Origin of the sequence: Microlunatus parietis, from assembly GCF_013407955.1 — a bacterium.
Taxonomy (GTDB): domain Bacteria; phylum Actinomycetota; class Actinomycetes; order Propionibacteriales; family Propionibacteriaceae; genus Microlunatus; species Microlunatus parietis.
The window spans coordinates 4,019,719-4,036,672 of sequence record NZ_JACCBU010000001.1 but is presented as its reverse complement, the minus strand read 5'-3'; the positions used below and the strand labels follow the sequence as shown (position 1 = coordinate 4,036,672).

The window sequence follows — 16,954 nt, the reverse complement described above, 5'->3', positions numbered from 1 at the left end:
TCCGCCATCCCGCATCGCCGGCCGATCCCCCGCCGTGCCCGGGCACCGACATCCGCGGCCGACCCGAGGATCAGCCCGATCTGCTCACGAGCCTCGTACCGCTAGCCCCCGGACCGTTCCCGGTCCGCCCGAACCGGCCGGCACGCCTCCTGACCCCGTGTCCGCCAACGATTCACGCTTCCGCGACCGCTCCAAGATCAGACCCGGCACCTCAGCCGTCGGGTGCAATTCCTGCGCCACCTCAGCGCGTTGCAGAATTCCATCCGTAGGCGCGATCGCCGACGATCTTGCGGCCCTGCCCTTACTCGATGCACACGACTACTCGATGCACACGACCGGAGTGAGTTTCAGCCGGTCAGTCGCGGCGGAAATCCACAGCGGGTCGGGTTGTGGGGTGGACGCCATCCAGCGGGCCGGCGAATGGCACGGTTCTGCACTTCGCTGCACTGGGTCACCGATCTCTCGGCCCTCGAGCCGCAGCAAAGTGCAATTTTGTGCCACAACCCGTTGAGCAACAGCAAGCTGCGCGCCGCGCCACTCCCCCTTCACTCAGCGGACGCGTTGACCTCCATTCGGGCCGGATTCGCCGGTCAGGGCGTCCGCTCGACGACGTCACCGCACCAAAAGACCTCCGCGGGGTCGCACGACCGTGCCGAATCCGCAACAAGCTCACTTGACGCCGGGCGCAGGCCCAACTCTGCCCGGACGGTCAGGCCTCCAGTCCGGATGGCCGGGGTGCGGCGGTCACGCAGGCGGCGAGGTCTTCGCGGAGTCGGCGTTGCCGCTCGGGCGACAGGGGCGAGAAGACCTGCTTCTCGACAGCACGGACCGCGACGCTCGCCCTCCGCAACAGCGCCCGGCCGTCGGGCGTGAGCTCGGTCGGCCGGCTCCGGCCGTGGGGTGCCTGATCGGGCCTGGTGAGCAGTCCGTGATCTTGGAGCCGGCGGACCACGAGGTTCATCGACTGGCGGGTGACGAACGCACCGCGGGCCAGTTCGGAGTTGGAGAGTCCCGGACGCCGGCCGAGCAGCTCGAGGCAGGCGTATTGCGGAACCGTCAGGTCCAGCGGCCGCAGCGCCTCGTCCATCGCCGTGCGCAGGGACGCATGCACCTGCTTGAGCACGTACCCGACCGACAGCCCGAGGTCTCCGACCATCTCTTGCGCCATGTCAGTAGTCTGACATAGCCTCGATGTCAGCACACTGACATCGCCGAAAGGAAGATCATGAACGGGAACGTCACGTACTTCGAGGTACCGAGCCGCGACATCGCCGCCACGGAACGCTTCTGGGGCACGCTGTTCGACTGGAAATTCAAGGGGGGCAACTTCCCGGGCTACTCGATGATCGACGGCCCCGAGCCGATGGGCGGCGCCCCGCACGACGACGCGTCGCGACACCCGCGGATCTACTTCGCCGTCGACGACCTCGAGACCGCCCTCGCCCGAGTACGTGAGCTCGGCGGCACCGCCCAGGACCCGGTGACGATCCCCTCCGGCGCGTTCGCCCACTGCACCGACGACCAGGGCGTGGAGTTCAGCCTGTTCCAGGATCCCGTCCCCGCGGACTGACCGACAGGCGTCGCGAACGTCCCCGCTGTGGGCCCATCCGGCCGAATCGCGCGGGTTCTGCCCAGAGCGAGAGATGTTCGCGACAACGCGGGCTTCACCGCGCACCCGCGACAACGCGAGGCCCCCACCATCAGCCCGGCCGCGACGAGTCCGGGCCCGCACCACCATCGGTCCCGACCGACCCCGCGAGAACGCCGGGCCGCCCGACCATCAGCTCGAGCCATCGGAGCGGTCCCGGCCGAGCAGCCGGGCCAGCTCACCGGCGTGCGGAGGGCATCGCCGCGCGACCGGCAGCCAGCGGCCTCGACCGACGCCGGGATCGCGCTGGCGACCGGCCGCCCGACCGCGCCCTGCCCGGCGACCTGACCGCCCTGTCAACCTGGGCCGGTCTGATCGTCGCCCGGAGGAGTCCCCGCCCGACCTTCGCGTAGGCAATCCGACAAGCATCAGCCCGATCCTGCCGGGCGGACTCCCTTCGCACCACTCCCTCCACCACGGCGCGACTCCCGGCCGCGCCATCCCTGCCGACCGGTCACCAACGCAGCGACACGCCGCAAAAACACCTGCTTTTGTGACTGGTCGGCGGGTTTGTCAGGCGGCTCGGCCGTAGCCGGTGGAGAGGACGACGCCGGCGCGTTCGAGTTCGGCCTCGACGCGGAGGCGCTCGATGTCGCGGGCGTGGCCGGCCAGGCCGCTGTCCAGCTCGTGTTCGATGCCGAGCATGGCGCAGCACTGGACCAGCAGCCGGTCGTAGGCGAGGCGGTTGCCGAGCTGGTGGGCCGCCGACGAGCCGGCATCGGCAGCGACGATCCGGCGCAGCCGACGTAGGTCGGCGGCCAGGCGTTCGATCGGGATGCCGCACTGGTGCCGGAGTGCGGACACGTTGCGGTGATGCTCGGCCCGCTGTCTTACGGCTTCGGCGACTCGGTCCAACAGGTCCGCCTCGGAAGCTTGGAGCCGTCGGCGACGGCGCCACCGGGAACCGGCCCACCAGAGGGCCGCCAGTCCGCACAGCAGGCCGGCGAACACCAGGTATCCGAGCACCAGCCAGCCCACAGTTGAACTGTAGGCACGGTGTGAGCTAACACACAAGGAAGTTCAGACATGGCTCTGCCCGGCCGGACATGTTCCGGCCGGGCAGATCCTCAGGCGTTGGATTATCCGGTGCCTTCGTTGCCGTACACGGAGACGTGCACGTGGTCGTAGTGGTTCGCGGTCGCCGAGCCGCGATCCTCCATCGAACGCCAACCTTCGCTGCTGCGCTGGACCGTCCAGATCTTCTGGGAGTAGATCACTTCCATCACACCCAGCTCCTTGGCGTTCGCGCGGACCCAGCGGGCCACCTCCCAGCCGAGATCGCCGTCCACCATCGCGTCGAGCGCCCGGCCGGAGCCGTGGTAGCCGTACGCAGCAGCCCGGACGCCGCCGTAGTCGGTGATGGACGGGAACCTGTGGCAGATCGCGCGGTGCACCCGGATCGCGTCCTTGGTCAGGCCGTCCTCGACTCCGGATCCGCTCGGGCAGGGCTCCGAGGAGAACCCGTCATCGCCCGACGAGTCGCCGCCGTCGTCCTCACGCGGCTCCGGCTTCGTCTTGGACAGGTACTCGGTGGCCAGCCAGCGCGGCTCGCCCGAGTAGATGACGAGGGTGTAGTCGCGCTCCTCGGTCGAGGTCGCGGTGACCTTCTCACCCTCCGGCAGAACCTTGAGGATCTTGCCCTCGGGCGACGGCTCGAGGCGGAGGTTGAGGGCCGTGGTCACGTACCGGTCGCCGACTTCCTCCCAGTCAGTCGGCGCCCGGTACGCATCCTCGGATCCCGAGTCCCCCGACTTCTCCTCCGAGTCCCCAGACTTGCCCGATTTCTCGGACCCGTCACCGGACTTCTGCGACCCCGCTCCCTCGGAGTCGCCGTCCGATTCCTTCTCCTGGGCCTTCTTCTCAGCGGCTTCCTGCTCGGCCTTCTCCTTGGCCGCCTTGTCCTTGGCGGCCTGCTCTTCAGCCGCCTTCTTGTCGGCGGCCTTCTGCTTGGCGGCCTTTTCCTTGGCCGCCTTCTCCTTGGCCGCCTTCTCCTTGGCGGCCTTGTCAGCGGTGGTGGGCGGTGTCGACGGGCGGTCGGTGCTCCGATCCGGCCGGTCCTCGCGGGAATCGGTCAGCGGTGTCGCTGACGAGGGGATTGGTGGCTCCGCAGTGACTGACTCTTGTTGGGGCCAATACGCCACAGCAACCCCCGTCGCCAGGGCTACCGCAGCCACGGCCGGAATCCCGATGCGGGCGATCCGGACGATCATGGGCGGTCGCGCCGCGCGGCGGGGTCGTACCACGAAATCTGCCTCCTGCGTTTATCAAACCGTTACCAAACGCTGGCAGTCTAACCACACGGGTGCCGGATTCGGCAAACGTGGCCGCAAAAAACCTGCAGGAAGTCCTCCGGACCAGGCCTTTCAGGACCTTTCCGGTACGGGAGCGCGGGGGCTTCTGCGGTATGGCGACACGCTGGGATCACCGTCGAGCCAGAACCGCCACGGCCGGTCCGCGGCGACCGAGACGCCCACCCGCGGGCCCTGCGCCACGCCGCGGGCCGGCCGGGTCGCGAGCGTGAGGCTGACCGGCCCGTCGCCGAACAGGTCGGCACCTCGATGCTCACCGGTCAGGCCGAGCGCCTGGGTGAGCCGGCCCGGGCCGCGAGCAAGATCACGATCCTTCCTCGCCGACAGCCGCCGGCTCCGGGCCAGCTCGATCCCGTCGATCACTTCGCCGGCCCGGAGCAGCACCGCGGCCGACTGCCCGTCGGGGCCGCAGACGACGTTCGCGGCCCAGTGCACGCCGTAGGAGAAGTAGACGTAGAGGAATCCGGGCGGGCCGAACATGATCGCGTTCCGCTGCGTCAGTCCGCGGTATGCGTGCGAGGCGGGATCGTTCCCGCCGTCGTACGCCTCCACCTCGGTGAGCCGGACCGCGACGTCACCGTTCCGCAGCACCGCGTTGAGCAGCCGGGGCGCCACCTGCGCCACCGGGCGGGCAAGATCGATCATCGGCGGCGGCGCTCCCGGAGTCGGATCATGATCATGATGGTAGTCAGGTCGTCAGGGACTAAGGTCTGACCCATGGCCATCCGTGCAATGACGCTGATCATGGACGATCCCTCGCGCGCGGTCCGCGCGCTCAGCGACGTCTTCGGCTGGACGATCGAGAGCGACTTCGGCAGGTTCGCCTCGGTGTTGCCCCCGTCCGGCATCCCAATCTGGATCAACGTGCCCGGCGAACCCGGCGCCACCACCGCCCACCTGGTCGTCCACCTGGCCACCGAAGATGTCGACGCCGATGCCGCGGCTGCCGTCAGCCGCGGCGCGCGGATCCTCCGCGGCCCGGTCGACATGGGGTACGGCGAGCGGTCTGCGGTCGTCGAGGTCGAGGGCGTCCCGGGCGTCACCTTCGACTTCTCGCGCCCGCTCGCTTAACCCCTCACGATCACGTCAGCAGTTCGACCGTCCCGGCCGACCCGTCCACCCGGATCCGGTCCCCGGAGCTGATCCGCATGGTGGCCGTACCGGTGCCGACGACGGCCGGGATGCCGAGCTCGCGGGCCACGATCGCGGCGTGGGAGAGCGGTGCGCCGATGTCGGTGACGACCGCGGAAGCCCTGGGAAACAAGGGAGTCCAGCCAACATTGGTGATCGACGTGACGAGGATCTCGCCCGGCTGCAGACGGTCACCTTCGGCCGGGTCGATGATCACCCGGGCGACGCCCTCGACGGATCCGCCGGCGCCGGCGAAGCCCGTGATCTTCGCGCCGGTCTCGTGATCATCGGCCCGGCCGGGCGCCCACAGGTCGGTCCGCCGGTTCGGCTGCGCGGCCCAGCGGTACGGGTCGAACGGGCCCAAGATCAAACTCGGCGGGGCGGGCAGCGCCCGGTAGTGCTCGTACGCGTCCCGCCGCTCCATGATCAACGTCGCGTCCACCGGCGCGCAGCGCAGGGCGGCGATCAGTTCGTCCAGGTCGAGGAAGTACGCGTCGTCGCCGATCCCGAGCAGCTCGCCGGCCCGCCGGACGAAGTCGCGGATCACCCAGAAGTAGCGGACCACCTCGCTGCGGGTCTGCTCCCGGTCCCGGCTCATCTTGGCCCAGCGCGCCAACAGCGGGCGCAGCCGGGTGGCCTGCTTCGGGTGTGCGGCGGCCAGCCGGTCCCACGCCTCGCGTTGCTGTTCCTGCTGCCGGGTGATCATGGTGGCGAAGTCCGGCCCGTCGCCCTGCTCGGCGAGCCGCTGCTCGATCCAGTGTGGGTCCTCGGCCGGCCGCGGGCTGGACAGTTCGAACTCGTGCGGCCCGCGGTGGGCGTAACGCCGGTTGAAGGTCTCGACGTCGAGCTCGCCGCGGGCCAGTTGATCAAGGCCGGCCACCAGACCGAGGCTGGCCAGCTGGCCGGCGCTGGCGCCGAGCCCGGAGGTGATCTTGGCCGCCTCCGCCTCGCCGACCAGGGCGGCCAACTTCTCCGGCGTCGTGATCGGCCCCATGCCGGTGCTGCGGGTCGCGGCGGTGAGCATCTCGCTGGCCCGGTCGAGTTCCGGCCGGAGGGTGTCGGTCCACAGCGCGGCCAGCATGCTCGGGTCCTCGATCCCGGCGATCTCGGCCCGGCGCCGTTCGCAAAGCGCGGGGTGTTCGGCGACGTACTGATCGATCTTCGGGGCGTTCCGGCGGACCAGGATCCGCATCCAGATCACGATCGGCAGCAACGACCGGATCGCCCGCCACCGGCCGATGGCCGCCTTCGGGATCGGCAGGTCCTCCGGGATCCGGCCGAACACCGTGCCGATCATGGACCGGAACCTGGCCTCGCCGACGCCGACCGCGCCGAGCAGGCTGGCCTGCATCGACAGGTCGAGATAGATCCGGCCGGCGATCCGTCCGTAGCCGAGGTAGCCCGGGATGCTCGCCGTCGGCATCGTCCCGGCCATGAACAACTGCACCGCCGACCAGGAGGCCGGCGTGAGCACATCCGGGATCGCCTCGCCGACGTTGGTGTTGGCCCACAGATGATCACTGAACCGGGCGTCGTTCCACGGGTCCGGTCCGCTCGCCGGCACGGGCTCGGCGGCGACCGCGGTCACCGGCCGGGACTGCAAGATCTGCAGCCGGTCGCCGGTCCGGCACCATTCAACGTCGCGTTCGGAGCCGGACCAGTCGGCCAGCCGGATTCCCAACTCCGCAAGGGAGACCGCCTGTTCGGTGGTCAGCGCGGGCGCGGTCCGAAGGTCGGCCGGGACCGGGCGTTCCTCGGTGCCGCCCTCGGTCAGCACGGTCATGATCGTCTTGTAGGCGACGGTCGCCTCGATCACCGTACGGTCTCCACGCCGGACCCGGTAGACGTCCGGCGTGACGGCACCGCTGACCACCGCCTCGCCGAGTCCCCAGGCCGCGTTGATCACGATCTGGTCGGCGGCTCCGGTGACCGGGTCCACGGTGAACAGCACGCCCGAGGCGTCGGCCTCGACCAGCCGCTGCACGACGACGGCGAGCGCGACCTGATCATGGTCGATGCCCTGCCGGACTCGGTAGGCGATCGCCCGGTCGGTCCACAGCGAGGCCCAGCAGTCCCGGACCGCGGCCAGCAACGGCTCCGGCCCGCGGATGTTGAGGAAGCTGTCCTGCTGACCGGCGAACGACGCCGACTCCAGGTCCTCGGCGGTGGCGGACGAACGGACCGCCACCGGCGGTGCCCCCAAGTCGGCGTACGCCTTCTCGATCGAGGTCGCGACCGCCGCCGGCACCGGGTACGACCGGAACAGGCCGATGATCTCGGCCGACGCGGCGGCGGTGCTCGCCGGATCGCCGGGTTCGACCCGGGCCAGCGCCGCGTCGATCGGGCCGCGCAGTTCATGATCGTCGACGAAGGCGCGGTAGGCGTCGGTGACAACCTGGAAGCCGTCCGGGACGTCGAAACCGGCGCCGATCATGGCGGCCAGTGAGGCGCCCTTGCCGCCGACGTCGGCCAGCCCGGCACCGGGATCGGCGAGCTCGCGTACGAAGATCATGATCATTCCTTCGGGGGGAGGAGGATGCCGCGGCTCCGCAGGTCGTCCGCCGCGGCCTTGACGCGCTCGAGGACGTCCGGGTCGAGCAGGCTGACCCCGCCCAGCCGGGCCGCGATGGCGTCACCGAGCATCATGGACGCGGCGTTCCAGCTGGCCAGGATCGCCGCGTAGGCCTCGAGATCGTCCACCGGCCGGATCCGGCCGGCCTCGATCCCGGTGACCAGGTTGTTGCGAGCGGCGTCGATCATCCGGTCGAACATCCGGCGGCTGGCCGCGCCGCCGATCAGCAGTGCCTGAGCGAGATAGCGGGTCATCGCGATCAACTCCGGGTGATCACCCAGGTAGTCGGCGACCGAGTCGATCGTTGTGCCGCCGCGCAGGTAGTCGTCCCGCAGCTTCTCGATGTGGCCGAGGACGTAGTCGTCGCAGTGCCGGATCAGGCCGTCCTTGCTGCCGAAGTGGTGCATGATCAACGCTGGCGAGACCTCGGCCCTCGCGGCGATCGCCCGCACCGTGGTGCCTCCGAAGCCGGCCCGGCCGAACAGCTCGACCGCGGCCTCCCGAATCCGGATCAGACCCGAGTCGTCACTCACCCCACCAGACTAAACATGTGTTCAGCCAACGGTCAACGGTCGTTCATGCGACGTTCATCACCACGGCCACCGACACCCGCGCAAAGGGCCGTGATCCCTGCCAGGACAGCCATTCCGGCGAACACGATCGCGGTCAGCCAGGCCCAGCCGGGCGAGTGCACCGGACCGTGCGGTTCGGCGAACAGCACCGCACCGAAGACCGCCGCACCGAGCGCGATGCCGATCTGCTGAGTGGTGGTCAGCACCCCGGCGGCCGTTCCGGCCCGTTCGGCCGGCAGCTGGGCCAGCACCTGGCCGAACACCGGGATCATCACCAGACTCTGTCCGATGCCGAGCATGATCAACTCCGGCAGCAGGGACGTCCCACTGAGGGTCGGGTACGTCAGCCAGGACCGCACCGCGATGATCAGGTTCGCCACCACCAGGATTGCCGCGCCGGCGATGATCACCCGGACGCCGAACCGCCGGACCAGCCACGGAATGATCATGGAACAGGCCAGGAACCCCAGTGCGTAGGGCGTGAGCACCAGGGCCGCGCCGAGCGCGCCGAGGCCGAGGCCGCCCTGCAGCACGAAACCGATCACCAGGAAGAAGCCGCCGAGGCCGAGGAAGAAGGCGAGCGCGGTCACCAGCCCGCGCCGGAACGGCCGCAGGGCGAACAGCGACGGCGGCAGCAGCGGCATCCGCCCGGCCGCCTCGATCCGCCGTTCCACGGCGACGAAGATCACTACCGCCGGGACCGCCGCGAGCAGGCTCAGCCAGGTCCACACCGGCCAGCCCAGCCGCGCACCGAGGCTGAGCGGCAGGAGCAGCAAGATCAACGGCAGCGCCAGCAAGGCGCCACCGAGGATGTCGATCTTGACCGCCTGCCCGGTCGTCTCCGGCACCAGCCGGACGGCCAGCAGGGCCAGCAGCGCCGCGACGACGACCAGCGGCAGGAAGATCGCCCGCCAGCCCAGGCCGCCGAGATCGTACTCGGCGATCACGCCACCGAGCAGCTGACCGCCGGCCGCCGCCAGACCCAGCGTCGAACCGAACCAGGCGATCGCGCGTTGCCGGGCGGCTCCGCTGAACGTGGCCTGGATCGTGCCGAGCACCTGCGGCGTCAGCAGAGCCGCCGCCGTACCCTGCACCAACCGGGCCGCGACCAGGGTCCAGAAATCTGGCGCGATCGTGCAGCACAGGGTGCCCAGCGCGAAGGCCGCGGCGCCGATCACGAACATCCGGCGCCGTCCGTACCGATCGCCGAGCCGGCCGCCGGCCACCAGCAGAGCCGCGTACGGGGTGCTGTAGCCGGCCACCAGCAGCGGCAACAGCCCCGGGTCGGCACCGAGCTGGCGACCGATCGTCGGCAGCGCGACGTTGATCACGAAAAAGCTTCCGGTGGCCAGGAAGGCCCCGGCCAGGATCACCACCAGGCCAGGGATCCCGCCCGTCGTCCGCTCGCGCGTCGTCAGGTTCCGGGTCAAGTTCCGGGCCCGAGTTCGGGGTCGGGTCAACACCCGTTCGTCGGTCACGCTGATCACCCTCGGCTCGCCGGGAACCTGGTACCAGAGCGTCTTCATCCTGGTACCGGAAGCACCTGGAAACCGGTCAGCGGCACGGGGCACGATGGACGCATGTCGACCGCGGTCAGCCGTACCGAACTCGCCGCCTTCCTGCGCTCCCGGCGGGAACGTGTGCAGCCGGAGGAGGTCGGACTGCCGAGCGGTGGTCGGCGCCGGACGCCCGGGCTGCGCCGCGAGGAGGTCGCGCAGCTGGCCCGGGTCGGCGTCACCTGGTACACCTGGCTCGAGCAGGGCCGGCCGATCAACGCCTCGCCGTCGGTGCTGGAGGCGATCGCCGGCGCGCTGCGGCTGGACGGCGGTGAGACCACGCACCTGTTCACGCTGGCCGGGGCGACCCCGCCGCCGGCCGTCGACGACGCGGCCCAGGTCGACCCGGTCACCCGGCACGTGCTCGACGCGGTCGCCCCACTGCCCGCCTGCCTGGTCAACACGAGGCTGGACGTGATCACCCAGAACGGGCCGTCGGAGCAGTTGTTCGGAGCCACCCAGGAACTGCCGCCGGGACGCCGGAACAACCTCTGGCTGGCCTTCGCCGAGCCGCGCTGGCGGACCATGATGGCGGACTGGGACCTCGAGTCGGCCCACCTGATCGGGCTCTACCGGGCCGCGCTGGCCGAGCACCTCGGCGAGCCGAGTTGGCAGGATCTGGTGGACGAGTTGATCGAGATCTCCCCGGAGTTCCGGAGCATCTGGGCGGAGCACCGGGTCGCCCAGCCCGGCGGCCGGACCAAGCTGTTCCAGCACCCGACCGCGGGGCTGCTCCGCTTCCGTACCGCCAGCCAGTGGTTGCAGCCGCGGGCCGGGCTGCGGATGGTGATCTACTGCCCGGTCGACGCCGCCACCGACCACACTCTGCACCGGTGGCAGCAGGACGGTCCGAAGCCGTTCACCCACTGGTCCGACCTGGCCCGATACGGCCGCTGTGCGAGCGCGCCGCTGCAGCAGGTCGGCTGACGATAGGTCGGATTTCTTCAAGCTCGCCCGGGCCCGTTGCGGTTGACTCGGCGTCATGAGTACAGAGGAAGCTGCCAAGGCAGCCGCGCCGGCCAGCGTGGCGATGTTCACGATCGACTGCGCCGATCCGGCCCCGCTGGTCGACTTCTACACGAAGCTGCTCGGGATGACCGTCGCCTACCAGGACGAGAACGTCGCCATGATCACCAGCGACGGCGGCCCGGCGATCGGTTTCGGCAAGGTGGACCACTACACCCCGCCGCCGTGGCCGGACGACGACAGCGCCAAGCAGTTCCACCTCGACCTCAAGGTCGACGACATCGACGCCGTGGCGAGGCAGGCCGTCGAGCTCGGCGCGACCCAACCGGAGCACCAGCCGGGCGAGACCTGGCGCGTGCTGCTCGACCCGGCCGGCCACCCGTTCTGCCTAGCTCTCTGGCAGAGCTGAAATACATCGAAGCGAATATTTCGTGATCAGTTGGCGATCTTTCTGACCTAGCCGATGCGGCATTAGGACCCGAGTCACCCTTGTGTGGCTCGGGTCTTGGCCCGTCCGAGCGGTTGACATCGCCTGGGACGAGGCGCATGCTGAACAAAGTCGTACGAATCTTTTCGTCGACCTGCGACATTTTTCGTTCATCGCCGAACAGCAGCCCGCGACGGCGCGTGGCCGCGGAAGGGCAGATCATGGCGACATCGCTCACCGCGCTCGCTCGACGGGGATTCCTCGGCCTGGCCGCGACGGCCGGCCTGGCCGGTGCCGGCGCCCTGGCCGGCTGCAACCGGGCGGCCGACAACGGCGGGGCCGGCGGGACGACTCCGCTCAAGTTCTGGAACATGCCCTGGGGCAACACCGAGTTCAACGTCGTCGACGAGAAGATCACCACCGCCTACCAGCCGGCCGACGGGCTCAACCCGGCCAGCTACCAGGTGATCCAGTGGGCGAACTTCACCCAGACCTTCTCCTCCGCGGTCGCCTCCAACACCGGGCCCGCGGCCAGCTCCGGCGGCGGCACCCAGGCGTTCCAGTTCGAGGCACAGGGCAAGATCGCCTACGCCGACGGGCTGCTGGAGTCCTGGAAGGCCGACGGCCTCTACGACGACTTCCTGCCCGGCCTGATCGACACGATGAAGGTCGAGAAGGGATACGCGGCGATCCCGTACAACCTCGACATGCGGGTGCTCTGGTACAACGAATCCCTGCTGCAAAAGCGGATGCGGAGCCGCCGAAGGACTGGCCGGGCTTCCTCGAGACCTGTGCCGCGCTGAAGAAGATCGGCGTCTACGGGTACGGCACCGCGGCCGGCGCCGGCGCGTACACCGGCAGCCACATCCTGGTCAGCTGGATGATCAACAACGGCGGCGGGCTGTTCGGCGCCGACCAGCAGCCGGACATGCTGACCGACGCCAACCTCGAGGCGATCGAGTTCGTCCTCGAATGCGTCGGCAAGGGCTACGTGGACCCGGCCAGCCCGACCTACACCAGCGACAACGCGCAGTCCCAATGGCGGGCGCAGAAGTACGGGATGGGCTTCGACACCGCGGGCCTGGCCAACAACGTCGGCGGCGACATCGCCAAGCAGCTGGCCGTCGGCAGCCCGCTGACCAGCCCGGCCGGGAAGCAGGGCATGCTCTACTTCCCGAACAACATCATGATGTACACGAACACCCCGAGCCAGCCGGCCACCGAGGCGTTCGTCACCTACTACTACAAGAACATGGCGCCGCTCTGGACCGAGAACACCGGCATCGGGCTGCCGCCGCTGAAGTCGATCACCGAGACCGAGGGCTTCCGCAAGGACGCCAACGCCGTGAAGGCGATCACCGAATACCAGCCGATCGCCCGGACCTGGGCCGCGCCCGGCTCGGACGCCCTGTTCCTCGGCGTCACCACGGTCGACGGCACGCCGGCGATGGACACGTTCACCCAGTCGGTGCTCGGCGGCAAGACCACGGCCCGGGACGCGCTGACCAAGCTGCAGGACGCCGTGGCCAAGGCGATCGAGGCCCAGGGCTGAGCGGGCGGGTGTCCGACGTGACACGCGCGACCGCCGGTCTGGCCGACCGCCTCGCCCGAGCCGGGCGCGGCGTCGGGATGGCCGGTCCCGGCCGCCGACCGGCCCCGAGCCGCTCCGGCGGCCGTCCCCGCCGCGGCGTGCGCCGGTCCGTGATCACGCTGGTGCTGCTGGCCCTGCCGTCGTTGATCTTGCTCCTGTTGATCAACCTCTATCCGCTGCTCTACGCGGGCATGCAGTCGGTCCGGGCCGGCAACCTGATCAGCCTGGGCCGGTTCGTCGGGCTGGACAACTACGCCGACGTACTGCAGAACCCGGACTTCTGGAGCTCGGCGCGGTTCACCGTGATCTTCACCGTGACCGGGGTCTTCGGCAGCTGGGTGATCGGACTGACACTGGCGCTGCTGCTGCGGACCAGGATCCCGGCCGGCGGCGTGTTCAAGGTGCTGCTGCTGTTGCCGTGGGTGGTCCCGATCGTCGTGTCCGCGACGGCCTGGAACTGGCTGGTCGCCACGCCGCAGAGCCCGCTGCCGGTGCTGGCCGAGGCGATCGGCTTCGGGAATGTCTTGTTCCTCGCCGATCCGCTGCTGGCTCAGGTCACCGTCTGCGTGTTCAAGGTGTGGGTCAGCTTCCCGTTCATGATGATGATGATGAGTTCGGCGCTGGCCGGAGTCGATCAAGGTGTGTACGAGGCCGCGAAGGTGGACGGGGCGACCGGCTGGCAGGCGTTCCGGACGATCACGATGCCGTTGATCTCCCGCTCCACGTACATCAGCTGGATCCTGATGACGATCTTCTGCGTGAACGACTTCCCGACGATCTTCCTGCTCACCGGCGGCGGCCCGGTCAACGCGACCACCTCGCTCGTCGTGCTGGCGTACCGCACGGTGTTCCAGAACTTCCAGACCGGACCGGGCGTGGCGATCGCGTTCCTGATGACGCTGGTGCTGGTCGTGATCTCGGTGCTGCTCTACCGGCAGATCAGGAAGGTGGCGATCGAATGACGGAGACCGTACGCGAGCGGCGCCGGAACCGGCGAGCGCCGCTGGAGGACCGCGGCCGGTGGTGGCGGTTCGTGCTGATCTTGATCGTCACCGCCGTGACCGTGGTCCCGATCGCGGCCGTGGTCTACCTGTCCCTGCAGCCCGGCCTGGGCAGCGCGACCACCGGCGTCACGCTGGAGAACTTCGCCCTGGTGTTCAGCCAGACCAACGTGGACTACTGGCTGGAGAACAGCCTCGGCGTCACCCTGGTCACGGTGATCATCTCGCTGGCCGTCGCGGCGCCGGCCGGCTACGTGCTGTCCCGGGTCCGGAACCGGCTCGTCTCCGGCTATTCGCTGACCCTGTTCATCGTGCAGTCGCTGCCGGTGGTGACCGCCGTGATCCCGCTGTTCATGCTGTTCTCGACGCTCGGCCTGGTGGACAACCTGGGCGGGGTGACGATCATCTACGTCGGCTCCACGCTGTCGGTGGCGATCTGGATGATGGCGGCCTACTACGACTCGATCCCGATCTCGCTGGAGGAGGCGGCCTGGATGGACGGCTGCTCGCTGTTCGGCGGGTTCGTCCGGGTGGTGCTGCGGAACGCGCTGCCGGGCGTGCTGTCGACGGCGATCTTCTGCTTCCTGCTGGCCTGGAACGACTACCTGATCTCGGTGGTGTTCCTGCGTTCCGACGTGAACTACACGCTGCCGGTCGGATTGCAGACGTTCTTCCAGCAGAATGCGACCAACTGGGGCCCGGTGATGGCGGTGGCCGTGATCATGATGCTGCCGCCGGTGATCTTGTTCGCCGCACTCAACCGGTACTTCAGTGTGGGAGGCATCGGCGGTGCGCTGGCCGGCCGCTGACCGGAACACGGTGCGGCGCGAATCCCTGGTTCTGGTGCAGGATGGGCCCGAATGACCGCGGGAGCGGTCCCGGAGGGAGGCAGCGTGGACACCACGGACAACGGCAGCGACGTCGCGCGGTCGACCCTGTCCCGGATCGCGGCGGACGCCGACGTCTCCACCTCCACCGTGTCGAAGGTACTGAACGGGCGGGCCGGCGTCTCCGAGGCGACCCGGGCCCGGGTCGAGGCCCTGCTGCAGCAGCACGGCTACCAGCGGCGCGGGCTGCGCGATGCGGCACCGCTGATCGAGCTCGTGTTCGCCCGGTTCTCGTCGGTCTGGGCGCTGCAGATCCTGCGCGGCGTGCAGCAGGTGGCCCGGGAGCGTGGTCTCGGTGTCGTGGTCACCGAGAGCGGTGATCATTCCGGGCCGGGACCGGAGTGGGTGGACGGGCTGATGCAGCGCAATCCGGCCGGCATCGTGCTGGTGCTGTCGGGCATCTCGCGATCACAGCGGGATCAGTTGCGGGCCCGCGGGATTCCCTTTGTGGTGGTCGATCCGGCCGGCGATCCGGCGCCGGACGTCGCGTCGGTCGGCTCGGCCAACTGGAACGGCGGGCTGCTCGCGACCCGGCATCTGCTGTCCCTCGGCCATCGCCGGATCGGCGTCGTCGGCGGCCCGGTCGACACCATGTGCTCACGGGCTCGGCTGTCCGGCTTCCGGGCGGCGATGGAGGAGGCCGGCGCTCCGGTCTGCGAGGAGTTGATCGTCTTCGGCGACTTCGAGCGGAACAGCGGTCTGGCCCGCGGCCGCGAGCTGTTGGACCGGCCCGAGCGGCCGACCGCGATCTTCGCCTGCAACGACCTGATGGCCCTCGGCGTGTACGAGGCCGCGCGGCTGGCCGGGCTCGCCATCCCGGAACAGCTGTCGGTGATCGGCTACGACGACCTGAGCGTGGCCGAGTGGGCCGGACCGCCGCTGACCACGATCCGGCAGCCGCTGGCCGAGATGGGTCGGCAGGCGGCTCAGCTGGTGCTCGACCTCGACGACACCGCACCGGCGCCGCGGCTCGACCTGGCGATCGACCTGATCATCCGCGGCAGCACGACCACTGCACCGAACCTCGCGCCCTGAGCCTGTCGAAGGGCCAAGCACGCTGTGACCTGCCCTTCGACAAGCTCAGGGAGCGTCGGAGAAGCTCAGCCGACCTTGACCCAGGTCTTCTCCGCGTCGGAGCGCAGCATGGCGTCGCAGATCTCGGCGGCACGGACCCCGTCGGCGAAGGTCGGCAGGCCCTGCGGGGCCTCGCCGGTGCCGGACGTCTTGGCGTCGATCGCCGCATACGAATCCGCGACGTAGTGCTCGAAGCACTGCGCGTAGCCCTCCGCGTGACCGGCCGGCAGCCCGGCCAGCCGGCGCTGCTCCGGCGAACCCTGGTTGGGATCCCGGACCAGCAGCGTGGTCTCCGCGTCGGCGCCGATCCACAGCTGCTCGGCATGTTCTTGATCGAAAACGGCGCTCTGCGTACCGCCGTCGACCTCGATCCAGAGCCGGTTCTTCCGGCCCGCGCTGAGCTGCGAGATCACCGCCGAACCGGCGATCCCCTTCTGGGTCCGGAACAAGATCAACGCACTGTCCTCGGTGGTCACGTCGACCAGTTCGGCGTCGCCGCCCTCGACCGCGCTGAACGAGGCCGCGGTCGCCGCCGGCCGCTTCGGGATCGTGATCGACGTGGTCGAGACGAGCTCGGCGATCCGGTCGCCGGTGACCCATTCGGCAAGATCACACCAGTGCGAGCCGATGTCGCCGAACGCCCGGGAAGGCCCGCCGGCCTTGGCATCGACGCGCCAGCCGCTGGCCATCGGGTTGAGCATCCAGTCCTGCAGGTAGCTGCCGTGGATCAGGTTCACCGCGCCGAACGCGTCGGACTGCACCCGGGCCCGGAGCTCGCGGGCCATCGGATGGAACCGGTACGCGAACGGGATGGTGTTGATCATGCCCGTCCGCTCCGCGACCGCCGCCGCCTCGCGGGCCTCGTCCAGCCCGGTGCCGAGCGGCTTCTCGCACAGGACGTGCTTGCCGGCCTCCATCAGCTGGATCGAGTACGGAACGTGGGAGGAGTTCGGCGTGCAGATGTGCACCGCCTCGACATCGGACGCGGCCACCTCGTCGATGCTGGCGTACGCCGTCTCGACACCCCATGCGTCCGCCACCTCGCGGGACCGCTCCGGGCTGGAGGCCATCACGCCGGCCACCTCGGCCCCCGCCAGCACCGCCGCCCGCCGATGCACCTCGCCGATCATGCCGGCACCCAGGATCGCTACTTTTCGCCTCGTCGCCATGCCGATCATCCTATTGAGATCGACTCCTGCGCCGCGCCCGGATCCTCGCAT

Annotated in this window: 17 protein-coding genes; 9 read left to right on the top strand and 8 right to left on the bottom strand. The window is 69.6% G+C overall.

Going from position 1 to position 16,954, the window contains the following annotated elements; genetic code table 11:
• Positions 1 to 709 precede the first annotated feature (709 nt).
• Complete coding sequence (locus BKA15_RS19265; protein ID WP_179753449.1) at positions 710 to 1,168, bottom strand: MarR family winged helix-turn-helix transcriptional regulator; 459 nt, start codon at positions 1,166 to 1,168, stop codon at positions 710 to 712.
• Between the two features lie 57 nt (positions 1,169 to 1,225).
• On the opposite strand from BKA15_RS19265, the gene BKA15_RS19260 reads away from it, so the two are divergent.
• Entirely contained in the window at positions 1,226 to 1,570 is a 345-nt protein-coding gene (locus BKA15_RS19260; RefSeq protein WP_179753447.1) for a VOC family protein, read from the top strand.
• 591 nt (positions 1,571 to 2,161) lie between these two features.
• Here BKA15_RS19260 and BKA15_RS19255 read toward each other — a convergent pair.
• The 3 genes from BKA15_RS19255 to BKA15_RS19245 form a co-directional block, all read right to left on the bottom strand.
• Positions 2,162 to 2,626: a hypothetical protein gene (locus tag BKA15_RS19255; RefSeq protein WP_179753445.1), complete on the bottom strand. Its 465-nt coding sequence runs from the start codon at positions 2,624 to 2,626 to the stop codon at positions 2,162 to 2,164.
• Positions 2,627 to 2,727: 101 nt separating this feature from the next.
• Positions 2,728 to 3,789 carry a VldE C-terminal domain-containing protein gene (locus BKA15_RS19250; protein ID WP_179753443.1) on the bottom strand — a complete coding sequence of 354 codons (1,062 nt, stop codon included), beginning with the start codon at positions 3,787 to 3,789 and terminating at the stop codon, positions 2,728 to 2,730.
• A gap of 222 nt (positions 3,790 to 4,011) precedes the next feature.
• Entirely contained in the window at positions 4,012 to 4,602 is a 591-nt protein-coding gene (locus BKA15_RS19245; RefSeq protein WP_179753441.1) for a DNA-3-methyladenine glycosylase, read from the bottom strand.
• 72 nt (positions 4,603 to 4,674) lie between these two features.
• Here BKA15_RS19245 and BKA15_RS19240 point away from each other — a divergent pair, with 72 nt between their 5' ends.
• On the top strand, positions 4,675 to 5,028 hold the full coding sequence (locus BKA15_RS19240; RefSeq protein ID WP_179753439.1) for a VOC family protein: 354 nt from the start codon (positions 4,675 to 4,677) through the stop codon (positions 5,026 to 5,028).
• 10 nt (positions 5,029 to 5,038) lie between these two features.
• Here BKA15_RS19240 and BKA15_RS19235 read toward each other — a convergent pair whose 3' ends face one another.
• Genes BKA15_RS19235 through BKA15_RS19225 form a run of 3 tightly spaced genes read right to left on the bottom strand, consistent with a single transcriptional unit; the run spans position 5,039 to position 9,758 of the window.
• Positions 5,039 to 7,600, bottom strand: a complete 2,562-nt coding sequence (locus BKA15_RS19235) for a PEP/pyruvate-binding domain-containing protein (RefSeq protein WP_179753437.1) — start codon at positions 7,598 to 7,600, stop codon at positions 5,039 to 5,041.
• Between the two features lie 2 nt (positions 7,601 to 7,602).
• Positions 7,603 to 8,193 (bottom strand): TetR/AcrR family transcriptional regulator, encoded by a 591-nt coding sequence (locus BKA15_RS19230; RefSeq protein ID WP_179753435.1) that lies wholly within the window; start codon positions 8,191 to 8,193, stop codon positions 7,603 to 7,605.
• Positions 8,194 to 8,225: 32 nt separating this feature from the next.
• Positions 8,226 to 9,758, bottom strand: coding sequence for an MFS transporter (locus BKA15_RS19225; protein WP_179753433.1), 1,533 nt, complete (start codon positions 9,756 to 9,758; stop codon positions 8,226 to 8,228).
• A gap of 54 nt (positions 9,759 to 9,812) precedes the next feature.
• On the opposite strand from BKA15_RS19225, the gene BKA15_RS19220 reads away from it, so the two are divergent.
• The 7 genes from BKA15_RS19220 (at position 9,813) to BKA15_RS19195 (ending at position 15,695) form a co-directional block, all read left to right on the top strand.
• Positions 9,813 to 10,715: a helix-turn-helix transcriptional regulator gene (locus BKA15_RS19220; RefSeq protein WP_179753431.1), complete on the top strand. Its 903-nt coding sequence runs from the start codon at positions 9,813 to 9,815 to the stop codon at positions 10,713 to 10,715.
• A 55-nt stretch (positions 10,716 to 10,770) separates the two neighbouring features.
• Positions 10,771 to 11,163, top strand: coding sequence for a VOC family protein (locus BKA15_RS19215; protein WP_179753429.1), 393 nt, complete (start codon positions 10,771 to 10,773; stop codon positions 11,161 to 11,163).
• A gap of 239 nt (positions 11,164 to 11,402) precedes the next feature.
• A complete protein-coding gene (locus BKA15_RS35675) occupies positions 11,403 to 11,984 on the top strand; it encodes a type 2 periplasmic-binding domain-containing protein (RefSeq protein ID WP_246322379.1) in 582 nt (193 codons plus the stop codon).
• Complete coding sequence (locus BKA15_RS19210; protein ID WP_246323028.1) at positions 11,900 to 12,733, top strand: extracellular solute-binding protein; 834 nt, start codon at positions 11,900 to 11,902, stop codon at positions 12,731 to 12,733. Before BKA15_RS35675 ends, BKA15_RS19210 begins: the two co-directional genes overlap by 85 nt.
• Positions 12,734 to 12,750: 17 nt before the next feature.
• Positions 12,751 to 13,734 (top strand): carbohydrate ABC transporter permease, encoded by a 984-nt coding sequence (locus BKA15_RS19205; RefSeq protein ID WP_218871475.1) that lies wholly within the window; start codon positions 12,751 to 12,753, stop codon positions 13,732 to 13,734.
• Positions 13,731 to 14,582, top strand: a complete 852-nt coding sequence (locus BKA15_RS19200) for a carbohydrate ABC transporter permease (RefSeq protein ID WP_179753427.1) — start codon at positions 13,731 to 13,733, stop codon at positions 14,580 to 14,582. Before BKA15_RS19205 ends, BKA15_RS19200 begins: the two co-directional genes overlap by 4 nt.
• Positions 14,583 to 14,666: 84 nt before the next feature.
• Complete coding sequence (locus BKA15_RS19195) at positions 14,667 to 15,695, top strand: LacI family DNA-binding transcriptional regulator (protein ID WP_218871474.1); 1,029 nt, start codon at positions 14,667 to 14,669, stop codon at positions 15,693 to 15,695.
• A gap of 65 nt (positions 15,696 to 15,760) precedes the next feature.
• On the opposite strand, the gene BKA15_RS19190 is transcribed toward BKA15_RS19195, so the two are convergent.
• Complete coding sequence (locus BKA15_RS19190) at positions 15,761 to 16,903, bottom strand: Gfo/Idh/MocA family protein (protein ID WP_246322378.1); 1,143 nt, start codon at positions 16,901 to 16,903, stop codon at positions 15,761 to 15,763.
• Between the last annotated feature and the right edge of the window lie 51 nt (positions 16,904 to 16,954).